We start from the raw sequence: 13,353 nt of genomic DNA, 5'->3' as shown, positions 1-13,353 counted from the left end.
GCTGCGGTTGGCGTGCTTAAGCAAATCCAGGGGATCCGTCAGCTAGCCACCGCGCTTGGTCGCGAATAGTGTCGTCGTCGAACGCATGGAACAGGCTTGTACCGATCCAATGCCTCCAGCGAACACCCGCATCATCCGCGAAACCTTGCCGCGCGGCAACGGGAGCTCGAGGTGCGGCTGAAAGTGCTGCTTGGCACATGGATTCTCAACCAACTGTAAAAAGCCGGCGGATGGAATGGATGTGCAGATGCTGCTCCACTTACTGCGGTGTAAGCTGACGCAGATGGCGCTGCGTGATGCCGATCGTGCACTGCTTGGGGATTTGCTCAAAGGGGAAATCGTGGGTGAGGCTGGCTGATCGTTAGCTGGAGGGAGAAGGAGCGTGTCCGGTCGCGTCCGGGTCCTGGTCCTGGTCGGCATGTTCAGTCATTGTGGTGGCGTTGCAACTGGCCAACAGGTGGCCCGTACTTGCCCACCCCTGTTTGTCGCTTCCCGCCTTCGGAAAAGGGACAAGAAAAAAGCCCGGCACAATGGCCGGGCTTTTGCTGTTGCTGTCCGGGTGAATCAGAATTTTACGCCGAGGCCGACGCGTATTGCATGCTGGTCGACATCTGCATTGATTGCAGCGCCGCCGAAATCGAAATCCTTGTCGCCGAAATCGGTGTAACGATACTCAACTCGTCCGAACACCATGTCGGTAAACGCGTAGTCGAGACCAACGCCGACGGTGTAGCCGTTGAACGTTTCCTTCACGTCGGCAATGCCCGGAACTTCCGCGTAGCCGCGAGCATAGGCCCAGCCTGCGGTACCATAGACCAGGGCACGGTCAAATGCGTAGCCGACGCGGCCACGAACCGAACCCTGCCAGTCAAACCCGTAGTCAAAGCCGGTGCCAAGGATAGTGGCGGAATCATCGCCCCAGTTCTTTTCGAAGTCTGCTTCGAGGCCAACGACCCAGCTGTTGCCAAGGTCGTAGTTGAAGCCGACGAAACCACCGGCAAGAGCGCCGTCGAAGTCTGCGGACGTTTCGCCGGGAAGGCCGACGATCGAAGCGTCATTGTTGTTCCAGCCGTAGCCGGCCTGTACACCGGCGGTAAATCCGGTCCAGCTGAACAGCGGCGCAACGTCTGCTGCCGGGGCTGCAGGAACTTCTGATACGGCATCGGCCGCCATTGCAGTCGATGCCGCAAGCACGAATGCGATAGTCGATACGATTTTCTTCATAGGCTCTGAACTCCCTTACATGAGAGATCATTCATATGCTTTTTTCCTGAAATATGATGTAACCTTTGTGCAACGCCCGCGACCTCAGCAGCTGTCTCCATAAATTTGAGGCTGCCCGGCTTCAGCGAGCGTCTCGTGCAATCACACTCTTTCGGGTGATTTTTCTGGGGCTGGCGGGCCACAGATACCTTCGCCCGGTGACGGCCGTCAGCCGAGCTGGCGCTCAATTGCGGCCTTGTCGATGACCGACCAGACCCTGCGGATTCTTGTCTGTTCGAAGTCGTAGAAAACATGCTCGCAGAACTGAACGCGCCGGCCATTGACTGGAAGACCCATGAAGGTGGATTTGGGAGTGCAATCGAATGAAAGCCGGGCGCCGATCCGGGTCACGTCGCTGACAAGGATCTCTGCCTGAAACCGAAGGTCTGGAATATCAGCAAAGTCCCTGACCAGCATGTCGCGATAGCCCGACAGGCCTAACGCCCGGCCGTTGTGTTCAACAGTATCGTCGACGAAAGTGCCGAGCTCATCGAAGGCCTGACGGTTGAGGCAGTCGAGATAAGCTAGGTAAATGACGTTAAGTGTATGCATGTGTTTGTCCCCTGTCGACGTGGCGAATGACGTCCTTGGCCCTTGGCTTTCTGGATCATGACGGTGCGGGTCAAGCTGTGATGAGATCGCACCTGCCATCATCCAGTCGGTACAACACATCCTGCGGAACGGGCAGTTCGAGCATCTCCAGCTTCGAAAGTCCGAGAAAAACACCCCGAAGAATCCGCCCGAACAGGCCATGGGAAATGGCGATCGTCGGATGCCGGAGATCCGAGATCCATGACGTCGCGCGCTTGCAGGCGTCATCAAAACTTTCGCCATCCGGTGCCCTGAAATACCAGTCGAATGCGTTGGATCCTTCAAGGCGCCCAGGAAATTCGGCATCAATCTCAAATCGCGTCATCCCGTCCCAGGAGCCGGTGGTGACCTCAACGAGCCTGTCATCTTCGAAATACTGGAGCGTAACCTCGGCCAGGACCCGTTCTGCTGTCTGTCGCACGCGCCCTAGCGGACTGATTTGCATCCGGAAAGACTGCTCATCGTAGCAGAGAGCGTCACGGAGCAGGCGTGCGACTTGATCTGCCTGTTCGATACCGCGCGCGGTCAGCGGCGAATCCTGTTGCCCCTGAAACCGGCCAAGACAGTTCCAGACTGTTTCGCCGTGGCGCAGGAGATAGATTGTCGGGACAGCCACGCTTGCTTCACCTTTATGTTCGTAATCGATTGCCATCGCTCGTGGCATCAATACGGAAACGTGCCGATTGCAGCCCATTGATGACCGCCTGCAAGGCCTGATCCCTGTCCTTGCCCGACAACGATAGTACATTGTGCTCGAAAGCCCCGAGATTGGCGAACTGGGCATGAAGATCGGCCACGACCAGCGGATCGCGGAGGCTGTCGCCGCCGCGAGCCTGACAGCGTTCGATTGCTTCTGTTACTGTCGTGCGCAGCACGATGTAGTGCAGCGGGCATGCAAGCGCCAGGAAGGCCGGGAGCCAGTCCGGTCGCACGACGCCATCGAGAATGACGAAATAACCCGCCTCGGCATAGCGACCTGCGACATCGGCGGCGATCTGCATGATCATGCGGTTTTGTTGAACGGATTCGGGAAGCCAGGGATCGATGCGGCCATGCTTGATGTATCCCCACAGATCATCGCTATGAAAATGAACCTTTGGCACGCCGCACAAGTGCGCAAGGGCTTCGGCGATTGTGGACTTGCCAGAGCCTGGGTGGCCGGAGAGAAGAAGGATATGGCCGCGAAGATCGTCTGTCATGGTCATACACTCACCCGGGGCAGGCATTCGGCGGCTGATTGTACGGTCATTGGCCAAAGTTGCCAGGCTGGCGTTTCTCGTCCTCGCCGGTAGACGGGTGAAAGAACCCGCCCTATCTGGCAAAGGTTGTCACCATGTATGCGGACGCCAGAAGCAGGCTGACGATTGTGAAGAATATCAGGGCCGCCGCCAGTTCATCAAACATGCCTTCGCGTTCATTGCGATTCCAGTCGTAAGCCAAAGCCAACCTCCATCGTTGCTGTGAGAGGAAGGTGGTCGCATATGGTTAACGAAAACCTAAAAACAGTGACCTGATTGTCGCCGGTACGAAGTGCCATTGACGGTGGGAAGATGGTATATCGCGTCAACCGGAAGGTTCGGCGAAGCTGATTCCGGTTTTGCTGTCGAGGACGATATGCAGGTCCCGGATTATGCCGGCTGCCTGCAGCAGGGCGTTTCGCACGTCGTCGTCGCTGCGCCATCCGTGTTCGATGGACAGGGCTACGGTGTGGATGTCGACGACACTGTCGCGACCGGGACCGGAGGGGATTCCGATCGTTTCGCGCATGTCTCGGATTGTCGTTACTGCCCGTTCAAGCATGCGGCGCTTCTGATAGTCGTCGAGGTTCTGGAGCCTGTTGGCGTCGCGGACGAGTTCGGCAATGAAACTGTTGGTCAGGGTCATGGTATGAGGTTGCCGGGTCGACCAGGCGGCGTCAACAGAGAACCGGCAGCGTGGGCTTCGGGCTGCGGTTTTAAGGTATTGGCGTGATGCCAGTGCATCAGGGTCCAACGCGCGGCGAAATGGATTATACCGTTTATCATTGTGATGCTTTTGGTTATATATCATATAATTAAGTTGTTTTTCAGATGTAAAACATTAATACGATAGTAATGGCCGGTGTATCAATTTATCGGGCAGTGATGATGAAACAATAGGCCCGTGAGACGAGGCTAATACCCTGGCTCCTGCCAGGTGCGATCCCACAGAGATTCCCGATCAGGATGATTTGGCGCGATCAAGCGTAAGACTTACCGATCGGGAAGCGATTCCTTGATTCTTTGGAAAACTTCCTGTACGGTAAGTCAAACTATGGAGGTTGACGATGTTCAGGTCCGCGCGTGATTTCGGCGCTGCTATCAAGGAGAGACGCAAAGCACTTGGCTGGACGCAAACCGGGCTTGCTGCCCGTTCCGGAACGGGGGAACGCTTCATCGTCGAGCTTGAATCGGGCAAGCCGAGTTGCCAGCTCGAAAAAGCCCTGATCGTCGCACGCGCAGTTGGAATCGATCTTGGCGATCTCAAGACGGTTCAGACTGCGCAAGTCGCGCCGGACGATGAGCTCGGCTTTCTGCCGATGTTTGGTGCTGATCAATGACAACCATCTACTACGAGACCTTGCCTGTCGCCCATCTGACTTTTGAAGGCGAATGGAGGTTGGACTATGATCCGGGCTGGAAAGCACGCCGCCCGGCCTTTCCGGTGTCGCTTACCATGCCGCTGCGTTCCGAATCCGTGGGTGCAGCGAAGCTGCTTCCCTGGCTTGCCAATCTGCTTCCGGAAACCCATCTTGCCGAGATCGGTCAGCGCCTCAAGGTTTCCCCGCAAGATATTGTCGGTCTACTTGCTCATATCGGACGTGACACGGCGGGGGCACTGTCGATCGGGGAGCCGCGGAAAGCTGGCGTCAACCTGCAGCCCGTGCCGGACGAGCAGGCGCTGGAGCGTATTCTCAATGAACTTCCTGCCAAACCCTTTCTGGTCGGAGAGCGCGGTGTTTCTATGTCCCTGGCGGGCGTTCAGGAGAAGCTGCCGGTGTTTGGTGATGGGAGTGGCCGTATTTCAGTTCCGGTCGACGGGACGCCGTCCACGCATATTCTCAAGCCGGATACGAAACGCCTTGCGGGGAGCGTGGAGAACGAAGCTTTTTGCCTGTCGCTTGCGCGTGCCTGCGGCCTGGATGCCGCCGAGGCGACGATCGGAGTAGCTGGCAAGCGACGTTACCTTCTCGTGAAACGCTATGATCGCTTTACCGACGCTCAAGGCGAGATCCGCAGGCTGCATCAGGAGGATCTTTGCCAGTTAACGGGTTACTTCCCCTCGCAGAAATACGAGCGGTCCTCGACCGGCGGCGGTGTGACCATGAAGATGATGTTTGATGCCGTCAGCGATCTTGTTTCGCCTGGCGAGCGTTTGAAACTTCTCGATGCGGTGATCTTCAATGTCCTGATCTGCAATTCGGATTCGCATGCCAAAAATTACTCTATCCTGATTGGTGCCGGTGGGTCCGCGAAGATGGCTCCACTCTATGACCTGATGTGCGCTGCAGTTTATCGCCAGGTCGACCAGAGCCTGCCGCAGGGGATTTCCGGTCGGTTCCATGCGCCTGACCTGCGGCGTGCCGACTGGCAGGCACTGGCTGATGACATTGGATTGAGCGGCGCATCGACACTGAAACGGGTGGAGGAGCTTGCAAAACTGGTCAGCGTCGCATGCGATGAGGTGGCACCACATATCGTCGCCCTCTCCAGCGATCCGACGAGGATTCTTGAGCGAATTACTCACAGCGTTCAAAAGCGGTGCCGGCGAATTCAGGAGCAGATGCATGATCGATGAAACGCAGTTTGACTATAATCCGACCACTGATTTGGAACTCTGTGCGAAATGTTTTGACCGCGAAGTGCTGTTTGGGAAGCAGTTCTACGATGACATCATGTTTCGCTATGCAGGTGTGCCAAAGCGATAGCCAGTAAGCGGGCGAACTTTCGTGACATGACGCCTGTTGTTTCAACGTTCGAACCGCTAACGAGACGCGAGTTTTTGCCACAATGCTACATCGGAAGCACAACGATCCGAAGCTCGACGCATTCAGGTTTGTGTAGCCTGTATTGATGGTGTGCTGCTTTGCTATCGTCGGCGCTCTAGTGATGGGCCTACGAGCGTGGCGCTTCAGTAATTTCCCCCCCACTCCATCGCGACGATTCAGAAAGTATGGGATCAACAAGTCAAGGTTTCGGGCCGCGGAAGTGAACCGTTATTTGAGCCGCACTACAAGACCTTCAGTTTTGGCACGATTGTTTTCGAGCGCTAGCAAAAGGGCATTACGCATACCTGCATGCAGACGGTGAGACTTGGTAGGCCTAAGGATAAATACACGGCTGGTGAAAAATTGGATGTCGTACCCGCCACCGGGACGTACGACCGCGTGGATGTGATCGGCCAGCTTCGAGAGCAGTAGCCGGTGTGTCAACCGACAGAGAAGACTGATGGCTCGGAAGGCGGATCATCATGCTCGGGCGCTATATTGCGAACACATCGGGACCATGGAGAGGAGCGGTCTTCTTCCTAGCCATGTGCGGGGGGTGAACTCGCAGTTTGTTTAAATATGTATTTTATTATTAAAATACAGACAATTGAGATTGTTTATAAAAGTATTTTGTGAGGCTTATGGCATTTTCGCTGCTGCTGAAGTAGCGTCCTCTTGCTACAGGAAACTTGTCGCGCGCGGAATGTCTGCGTCGAGATCACGATCGATGACGTGATAATCGTTCTGTGAAAACTCGGCGTTATTTCCTGTTTGCCTGCTGATCCACAGTACGCACTGTGAAATATCGTCGGTTTCGACAACAGGCTCTTGCCTATCAGGCCCGACCCACATCAACACGTACCGCAATGATAATGCTCCAGCTTGATTACACGGCAAATTTAATATCGAGCTTACCCCAGGTTTGCGTACCCCAATTGGGGTATGTCTGGCTGATCAGGTTCGGGTTTGCTGCAGGACGCTGACTGATGTCGTTAGGTGACGATAAGACGGCTCAGAAATGCAACGAGTGTCTTGCCGGGGATTGAGCGCGCACATCGGTCCGGACCGTCGTAGAAGCCCCGTTGCGCCTAGAGCGTGCCACATGCTCCAGGTTGATGGCTTCGGGAGGTTGATGAGAAACGGGCGGCTTCCAGCTCGACAAGTGTGTCTTTTCAAGTATGCACGAAAACAACTTCTGGATCTGGTGCTGTATTCTGGCTATACAAATATACTTTGGTGGGTGAGGGGGAAAATGCCGGTTGATATCGCGGTTTTTCATAATCTGCTGAATCGGTTCCAGGATGCAGCGCTGGAGCCCTCGCGTTGGCCCTCGCTTCTGGAGCAGGTTGCTGAGGCAACTGGCGCCGGCGGCATCAATGTCATGGCACCGGCAAGCTCCGGCTCGGTCGGAGGTGTTCTTTTCACCGAGAGTTTATCCTCGATCATGGAAGCCTATATCAACGACGGCTGGAACACGCGAGACCACCGGGCGAAATTCATACCGTTGATGAAGCGTAATGGAGTTGTCCTCGAGGAAGATTTCGTCCGTAAAGGTGATCTGGATAATCTCGAATACTATAAATTCATGGCGAAGCATGGATTCCAGCATACAGCAGTCGTCAATTTTTCCTCAGGTGAGGACGATCTGTTTTTCGTTCTGCAACGCAGGCTCGGCGATGGCGGGTTTGGGAACGATGACCGGGTTCACCTCGCTAATCTCAGAACCCACCTTCAGATGTCCGCACGGATCATGGCACTGTTTTCGGCTGGCGACATGAGAGGACGACTGGCCGCGTTTGAGCGTGCAGATGTTGCGTGCGTTTTCTTTGACCATCGTGGTCATGTGGTAGCGGCTAACCAGAAGGCGGATTCGCTTCTCACCGGGGATGTCAGAATAGCGCATGGAAAAATCAGGGCAGCGTCGTCACGGGAGACAGTGGTCTTTGAGGCGATGCTGAACAAGGTCATTCGATCGAATGATCTGGCTCACGGCGAAGTCGTGACGTTGACCCGTGGTGAGAAGAGGCCGTTGCTTGCGCGGATCGAAAGGGCTGGGCCAAATTTGCGTGACGTTTTCGCCAGGTCGTACGCGATGGTGCTGCTCGAAGATGTGAGTGATAAACGTTTCATTTCATATGACGTGCTTCATCATCTGTTTGGGCTGACGCCGTCTGAATGTAAAATTGCGGCACTTCTTGCCGACGGTGCCGACCTGAGAACCGTCGCCGGTCATTGTGGAATTCAATATGAAACGGTTCGTACCCACATTCGGTCAATCCTTCGTAAAACCGGGACCGAACGACAGGCGGAGCTATGTGTCCTGCTTGCTGGCATTCGGCTAGGCTGACACGCAAGGCTACCCCAATATACGGTGCTCAGCCGCATGATGCTGATGCCTGGTTTTTTGCATCGTGCAAAAGTCATTCCAGATCCTGCTTATAGGCCCGTAGCCCCGGATCGCTCAGGCATTGTTGCACGAGCCGCAGGCTTTCGGTGTAGAGAGCCACACCCGCTTTTGCTGTGCCGCAAATGCCGATTGCATTCCGGGCACGTGTTGCAAACGGATGGATCTTCTCACTCATATACGTGTCCGAGCAGATATCCTTGCCAAGTACCGCGTGTTCGCTTGCGGCGAAAGCAATCAGGGTTACGGCGCTGGTTCGGATGCATTTTTTAAATTGCATGTTTGAAGTCCCCAAGCTGAATTTTCGCATCTGGGAAGCTTGCGTATTGTCCGCGTCCTGGATGTGAGCGGTTAGAGACAAACAAAAAGACGGAGCTGTCGCATTCTCCAATTAGGGTACGATTATGGTGCCCGTTTATGATGGTGTCTGGCGCATCGTCAGCGCATCGGGCGAGGGATATAGCCTTGCGCTGAGGAATGATTCATCCGTTCAGCGAGAGGTTAGAATGAACTGGCGTGTAACTTTTCTTATCCTTATGTCATCACTTTCCGTGTTTCCTTTTTCCGGACAGGCCGATGCACGGTGTGAACTGGCCCCGGCTAACGGTGGCCGATCTTACGGGTGCGGCGGTGGCGCTGCGCAACGACAATCATCTGGAGCTGATGCAGCCGCATTGCTGGGGCTCGGCATTGCTATACTGAACGCTCTACCGGAACCCGAGGACAGACCTGTACAGACATTTCGTCCACGCTCGTCGGATAATATCGATCGGATGAGCCGGGCATTTGGCAGAGCAGGCGCAATTGCCAACGCTGCAAGTACGCCCGATCCCAGACCGTCGGTTCAGAGGCCGATTAAGAATGGCCAGGCGCCTTACGCGAATGATGATTGCGTAGCATTTAAACAGCGCAGTCGGGGCAGGATCGATTGGGACTACGTTGACGTCATCAACAAGTGCAATATCCCCGTACAGGTCGTCATGTGCTACTATATGCCCGGAGATGAGCGAAAATGTGCCGGAAAATCAGCTTGGGGTACAACATCAACAATCGGTTCTCGTGGGAAAACCGTAAGCGTCTCGGACACCCGTTCGCACCCATACAAAGTAAAGTACTTTGTATGTGACATGAGCGGTGTGCGCAACAACAGCAAACTGTGCTTGCGACCCACGGTGTGATGTCTCATGGGCAGCGGTTTCTGTACGAGGAGCCGCTGACTGTATTTGATTATGTAATTCAAATTTTTGTATTGAGATATACTACTTAATACTCGGTACGGTTCTTTCTTTTGCACCGGCTCCCGGCGGCTGAGTTATTCTGCCACTTTTTCCAACACGGCTCGAAAATTTTGGAGCCTATCATCACGCTACAGTCCGCGAGCCCGTCATTATCACCAAGAACGGTCGGCGTCGCCCCGTTGTGATTGCCTATGAGGACTATATGCGCCTCGCAAAGCGTGATCGCCGAGTCGAACTTTCGACGACGCTCGGCGACGATGACCTCGCCGCCACTGAAGCATCGCAGATGGAGCCGGGTCTGGAACATCTCAACGCCGAACTGTTGACGGACAAGCATTCTGCCGACTGAACCAAAGGTCGGCGGGCTGTTCAGATATTCGCACCTTTGGCATTGGCCGCATCTCGAAGGCCGTGAGGAGGGCGACAAGGATCGACCGGTGCTGGTTCTGGCGATAGTTGACGAAAGCTTCGATGAAGCGGACGGGGTTGTCCGGGCCGACGTAACCATCAACCGCTTCCGGCAGAAGCAGCAATTGCGTGCGATCTGTTCATGAGAGATGTGCCATGGCAGAATCCAGCGCAATATAGTGCTGTGTGGAATTAGCCAAGCCGTTTCAAGAAAGATTTACGTGAGCGACAAACTACATCTGGAATTACAGGCGACCGATCTTCTGAAGATGTTCAATCAACTCCCACCTTTTGGGGGTAAAGTCATTTTCCTTATAACGGCTTTATATGTGTCGGCTGCCGGATTGCCGCCAGCGGCGGTCTCCGGCGGCGATTGGCTCAGTCAGGTTGCCGTTGCTTATCTGGTGCGGGATGTTTGTTGCTGCAGTTGATGTGGTTTGAGCGTCGGTGCACTCAGTACGATCCTTTCTTTGGCGCTGGCTTCCGGCGGCTAAGTTATGCCGCTACCTTTTCCGGCATGGCTCAAATCACCGACTTGCGATTTATTTAAATGCTATTATATTGGCAGTAATGTCATTTATTTGTATTTGGGTGATAATATGTTAGCATTTAGGATGGCATCCCCGGTGGAAGTTATCAGAGGTTTGGCGGACAGAATGAAGCGCCGACGGATTGAGCATGGATTGACCCAGCGTGAACTGGCTTCGAGATCGAATGTGTCCTACGGATCGTTGAGGCTATTTGAAGAAACCGGGAAAATTTCGCTCGAGAGCCTTGTGAAAATTGCGTTTGCCCTTGAGGCGGAGGCGGAGTTCGAACGCTTGTTTCCAGGTCGGCCGCCGCAGAATATCGATGATGTCATTGATCGTCCTCTCAAGCAGCGTGTGCGCCGGAAATGAAGTTCAAGCCAATCCAGCAGATTAAGGTTTATCTGAATCTCGAAGGGAACGAGAGGAAACTCGGTACCCTCGCCTGGAGTGGCAAGGAACGGAGGGCTTACTTCGAGTACGCGGCGGAGTTTCTGACATCGCCCCTTTTGATTTCTCCATTCCATATGATGGCGGCCACCGGGTTGATTGCGGCGCCTCGCGATCCGTTCGACGGGCTCCATGGGCTATTCAACGACAGCCTGCCTGACGGGTGGGGTCGTCTGTTGCTGGACCGCCGTCTACAGCGAGCGGGCATTGATTACACCCGGCTCACGCCGGTTGACCGTCTCTCGGCGGTGGGCAGAACGGGAATGGGGGCACTCTCATACATTCCGGAATTGCCAGACGATCAGAAACAACAGGCCGTCACTGATCTCGATTGGTTCGCTGATCAGGTGGAGTTGGTACAGACGGAGATGGACATCGCCGACATCGATCGTTTGCAGGGCGCACAGGGCGGATCCGCGGGTGCACGTCCGAAGATTATGATCGGCTTCAACCAAGTGGAAAATACCTGTGTTCTGGACTACGGCCAGCCGTTGGGCGCGGGGTTTGAAAGGTGGATGGTCAAGGCACCTAGTTCCGATGATCCGCGGGAGATTGGCGCTGAAGAAAGAGCCTATGCGCTTATGGCGGTAGCTGCAGGACTGACGATGGCTGACACGCAGCTGTTGGAGACCCGGAAAGGAAGGCGGCTTTTCGCGACGAAACGTTTTGACAGGACACCTACCGGCAGGCTCCACATGCACACGGCAAGCGGCCTGTTGAATGCCAGCCATCGTGAGGCGAGTGTGAACTATGAGCAACTTCACAAGCTGACCCATATGATGACCCGCGACGCCGCGGAAGTCCTCAAGATGTTTCGAAATATGGTGTTCAATGTCTATGCCAGAAATCGCGACGACCATGCTAAAAACCATGCATTTCTTATGGACGGGAATGGTAGGTGGTCTCTGGCACCCGCATACGATCTTACGTTTTCGTCCGGGCCAGGCGGTGAGCACAGCGCTGCAATAGCCGGGGAAGGTAGAACCCCCGGCATGTCTCACCTTTTGGCGGTCTCCAAAGCGGCTTCGATCCCGGATCAATATGCCAGGGAGGTTATAGAGCAGGTTCGAGAGGCCGTAGATCGGTGGCCCCAGTTTGCGGAAGAAGTTCGGCTATCCAGATCCCGTACTGCTGAACTCGACAAATTCCTGAATGGTAATCGGCTGGCTGATCGGCAATTTTAGTGGCGCTTGGCGGCGCTCATCGGTTTAGGTGAACGTCAAGCCGTGCCTTACACGCCTTTTATGATGTCGCAGATGCCCTTGCGGATGACATCCTTGTCGGCGATCTGTCCTGCCTGAATGTTGAAAACAGCATCGATCCGGACAGCTGCGCCTTTCTGGCGGGCGACAACGCGCAGCGTCTGAATCCTGCCACTTCCGCTGGTTTCCTGGTGGGCATCGATTGACGACAGTGCCTTGTTGATCTGGATACCTGAGAAACCTTCTGCTGCGACGGCCTGGGCGAGCTTTTGAAGGACCGCGGGTGCTTTGGCTTTCGGCAGTTCCTGAAAGGATTTGTAAGAGACAGCTGTGACCATCGGCACACCTGAGACTGTGAAGTTTTTCTCGCACGATGCTGCGAAGGCCGGGCTGGAGACGGTGATCAGACCGAGAATTGCGATGGCATGTTTCATATTGCGTAATCCGGTTGTTGGTGAAGGTTTTCAGCTGCTGGCCGCATCAGAATGTCGACCGTTTTCCTCTGTAGGTTGATGGCGGTGGTATTGCTTCATGGGCTTGCGCGAGCGTTTCCAGCCATGTTGCTAGGCCATCGGGAACTGTATCGTTGCCGGCTTCCAGCGCCTCGATCCATGAGAGTTCACATTGCAAGGCAGAGGCAATATTGATTGGCGTCCAGCGGATCACCCGCAGGCATTCATTAAAGCGTTCTGGCGACATGATGATTTGTTATGTTCCCCGTATTTCCCTGCTGAGGCTCCCTCACGCAGCCGCGATAGTCAATCATTTTTGCAACTTTTGATAGGCTGAACGATCCGTATTTACCTGTCATTCGATTGCGATGAGGGTAGCACGCGCTGCAGGGTGCGCAGGTGGAATATTATACCTTCGTAATCGCTATTAATACATATATTTGTATATTTATACTTATTTCCGGGAATGGATTTTCCTTTGGTGAGGGTGAGTGGGTGATTTGGTTAGGATTGGATCAACGAGAGTGTCGATAAAACATATAATTTATTCAGCTGGACGCACAAAACATATAAATAATCATAAACTAACCGCATTAAGCGGAGAGTGGGGATTTGATTGGTAAAGTTCGTCTGTTTGTGTGCAGATAATTTTGGACCGCTATAACCATGTGATTTTATATAGGTTTTTACAGCGAGGTGGGTTTATTTATATGGGAAGCGGGAAGGAATCTGATTGGCAAGTGGATTGAAAAGGCGATGAAAACTGGCGGCGATCGATCATAATAACAATATCATGATATTGTTATTATGAT

General features: G+C 54.3%; 18 protein-coding genes and 1 pseudogene. 10 read left to right on the top strand and 9 right to left on the bottom strand.

The window, feature by feature from the left end:
- Positions 1-564: 564 nt before the first annotated feature.
- From ACQZ45_RS26590 to ACQZ45_RS26565, 6 genes are all read right to left on the bottom strand, one after another.
- Entirely contained in the window at positions 565-1,224 is a 660-nt protein-coding gene (locus ACQZ45_RS26590) for an outer membrane protein (protein ID WP_112154998.1), read from the bottom strand.
- 207 nt (positions 1,225-1,431) lie between these two features.
- The gene (locus ACQZ45_RS26585; RefSeq protein WP_112401889.1) at positions 1,432-1,815 is read right to left on the bottom strand and encodes an ester cyclase; all 384 of its coding nucleotides are present in this window, start codon (positions 1,813-1,815) and stop codon (positions 1,432-1,434) included.
- A 70-nt stretch (positions 1,816-1,885) separates the two neighbouring features.
- On the bottom strand, positions 1,886-2,506 hold the full coding sequence (locus ACQZ45_RS26580; RefSeq protein WP_448742620.1) for a histidine phosphatase family protein: 621 nt from the start codon (positions 2,504-2,506) through the stop codon (positions 1,886-1,888).
- The gene (locus ACQZ45_RS26575) at positions 2,484-3,059 is read right to left on the bottom strand and encodes an AAA family ATPase (RefSeq protein ID WP_112401891.1); all 576 of its coding nucleotides are present in this window, start codon (positions 3,057-3,059) and stop codon (positions 2,484-2,486) included. The genes ACQZ45_RS26580 and ACQZ45_RS26575 overlap by 23 nt, the downstream gene beginning before the upstream one ends.
- Positions 3,060-3,165: 106 nt before the next feature.
- Positions 3,166-3,294, bottom strand: coding sequence for a hypothetical protein (locus tag ACQZ45_RS26570; protein WP_019567384.1), 129 nt, complete (start codon positions 3,292-3,294; stop codon positions 3,166-3,168).
- Positions 3,295-3,417: 123 nt separating this feature from the next.
- Positions 3,418-3,738 (bottom strand): hypothetical protein, encoded by a 321-nt coding sequence (locus ACQZ45_RS26565; protein ID WP_112401892.1) that lies wholly within the window; start codon positions 3,736-3,738, stop codon positions 3,418-3,420.
- A gap of 421 nt (positions 3,739-4,159) precedes the next feature.
- Between ACQZ45_RS26565 and ACQZ45_RS26560 the strand changes: the two genes are divergently transcribed.
- The 4 genes from ACQZ45_RS26560 (at position 4,160) to ACQZ45_RS26545 (ending at position 8,207) form a co-directional block, all read left to right on the top strand.
- Positions 4,160-4,432, top strand: coding sequence for a helix-turn-helix domain-containing protein (locus tag ACQZ45_RS26560; RefSeq protein ID WP_065659443.1), 273 nt, complete (start codon positions 4,160-4,162; stop codon positions 4,430-4,432).
- Entirely contained in the window at positions 4,429-5,670 is a 1,242-nt protein-coding gene (locus ACQZ45_RS26555) for a HipA domain-containing protein (protein WP_448742619.1), read from the top strand. Before ACQZ45_RS26560 ends, ACQZ45_RS26555 begins: the two co-directional genes overlap by 4 nt.
- Entirely contained in the window at positions 5,660-5,800 is a 141-nt protein-coding gene (locus tag ACQZ45_RS26550; protein WP_158007505.1) for a hypothetical protein, read from the top strand. Before ACQZ45_RS26555 ends, ACQZ45_RS26550 begins: the two co-directional genes overlap by 11 nt.
- 1,312 nt (positions 5,801-7,112) lie before the next feature.
- Positions 7,113-8,207 carry a helix-turn-helix transcriptional regulator gene (locus ACQZ45_RS26545; protein WP_065659445.1) on the top strand — a complete coding sequence of 365 codons (1,095 nt, stop codon included), beginning with the start codon at positions 7,113-7,115 and terminating at the stop codon, positions 8,205-8,207.
- A 73-nt stretch (positions 8,208-8,280) separates the two neighbouring features.
- Here ACQZ45_RS26545 and ACQZ45_RS26540 read toward each other — a convergent pair whose 3' ends face one another.
- The gene (locus ACQZ45_RS26540) at positions 8,281-8,574 is read right to left on the bottom strand and encodes a hypothetical protein (protein WP_141682301.1); all 294 of its coding nucleotides are present in this window, start codon (positions 8,572-8,574) and stop codon (positions 8,281-8,283) included.
- 266 nt (positions 8,575-8,840) lie between these two features.
- On the opposite strand from ACQZ45_RS26540, the gene ACQZ45_RS26535 reads away from it, so the two are divergent.
- The 6 genes and pseudogenes from ACQZ45_RS26535 (at position 8,841) to ACQZ45_RS26510 (ending at position 12,071) form a co-directional block, all read left to right on the top strand.
- Complete coding sequence (locus ACQZ45_RS26535; RefSeq protein WP_255610345.1) at positions 8,841-8,966, top strand: hypothetical protein; 126 nt, start codon at positions 8,841-8,843, stop codon at positions 8,964-8,966.
- A 612-nt stretch (positions 8,967-9,578) separates the two neighbouring features.
- Positions 9,579-9,851, top strand: coding sequence for a type II toxin-antitoxin system prevent-host-death family antitoxin (locus ACQZ45_RS26530; RefSeq protein WP_421612190.1), 273 nt, complete (start codon positions 9,579-9,581; stop codon positions 9,849-9,851).
- A pseudogene (locus ACQZ45_RS26525) lies at positions 9,838-9,996 on the top strand (plasmid maintenance toxin (PemK-like)); the annotation flags it as partial. The gene ACQZ45_RS26530 and the pseudogene ACQZ45_RS26525, both read left to right, overlap by 14 nt.
- A 135-nt stretch (positions 9,997-10,131) precedes the next feature.
- On the top strand, positions 10,132-10,341 hold the full coding sequence (locus tag ACQZ45_RS26520) for a hypothetical protein (protein WP_139104336.1): 210 nt from the start codon (positions 10,132-10,134) through the stop codon (positions 10,339-10,341).
- A gap of 195 nt (positions 10,342-10,536) precedes the next feature.
- The gene (locus ACQZ45_RS26515) at positions 10,537-10,809 is read left to right on the top strand and encodes a helix-turn-helix domain-containing protein (protein WP_236735824.1); all 273 of its coding nucleotides are present in this window, start codon (positions 10,537-10,539) and stop codon (positions 10,807-10,809) included.
- Positions 10,806-12,071, top strand: coding sequence for a type II toxin-antitoxin system HipA family toxin (locus ACQZ45_RS26510; protein ID WP_013762472.1), 1,266 nt, complete (start codon positions 10,806-10,808; stop codon positions 12,069-12,071). Before ACQZ45_RS26515 ends, ACQZ45_RS26510 begins: the two co-directional genes overlap by 4 nt.
- Positions 12,072-12,118: 47 nt before the next feature.
- On the opposite strand, the gene ACQZ45_RS26505 is transcribed toward ACQZ45_RS26510, so the two are convergent.
- Together ACQZ45_RS26505 and ACQZ45_RS26500 are read right to left on the bottom strand one after the other, a co-directional pair.
- Positions 12,119-12,523 (bottom strand): hypothetical protein, encoded by a 405-nt coding sequence (locus tag ACQZ45_RS26505; RefSeq protein WP_003518904.1) that lies wholly within the window; start codon positions 12,521-12,523, stop codon positions 12,119-12,121.
- Between the two features lie 46 nt (positions 12,524-12,569).
- Positions 12,570-12,788 carry a hypothetical protein gene (locus ACQZ45_RS26500; RefSeq protein ID WP_421369134.1) on the bottom strand — a complete coding sequence of 73 codons (219 nt, stop codon included), beginning with the start codon at positions 12,786-12,788 and terminating at the stop codon, positions 12,570-12,572.
- Positions 12,789-13,353 lie beyond the last annotated feature (565 nt).

This window comes from Agrobacterium sp. 16-2014-1-2a (assembly GCF_053522705.1).
This window is presented reverse-complemented; position numbering and strand designations above follow the sequence as displayed.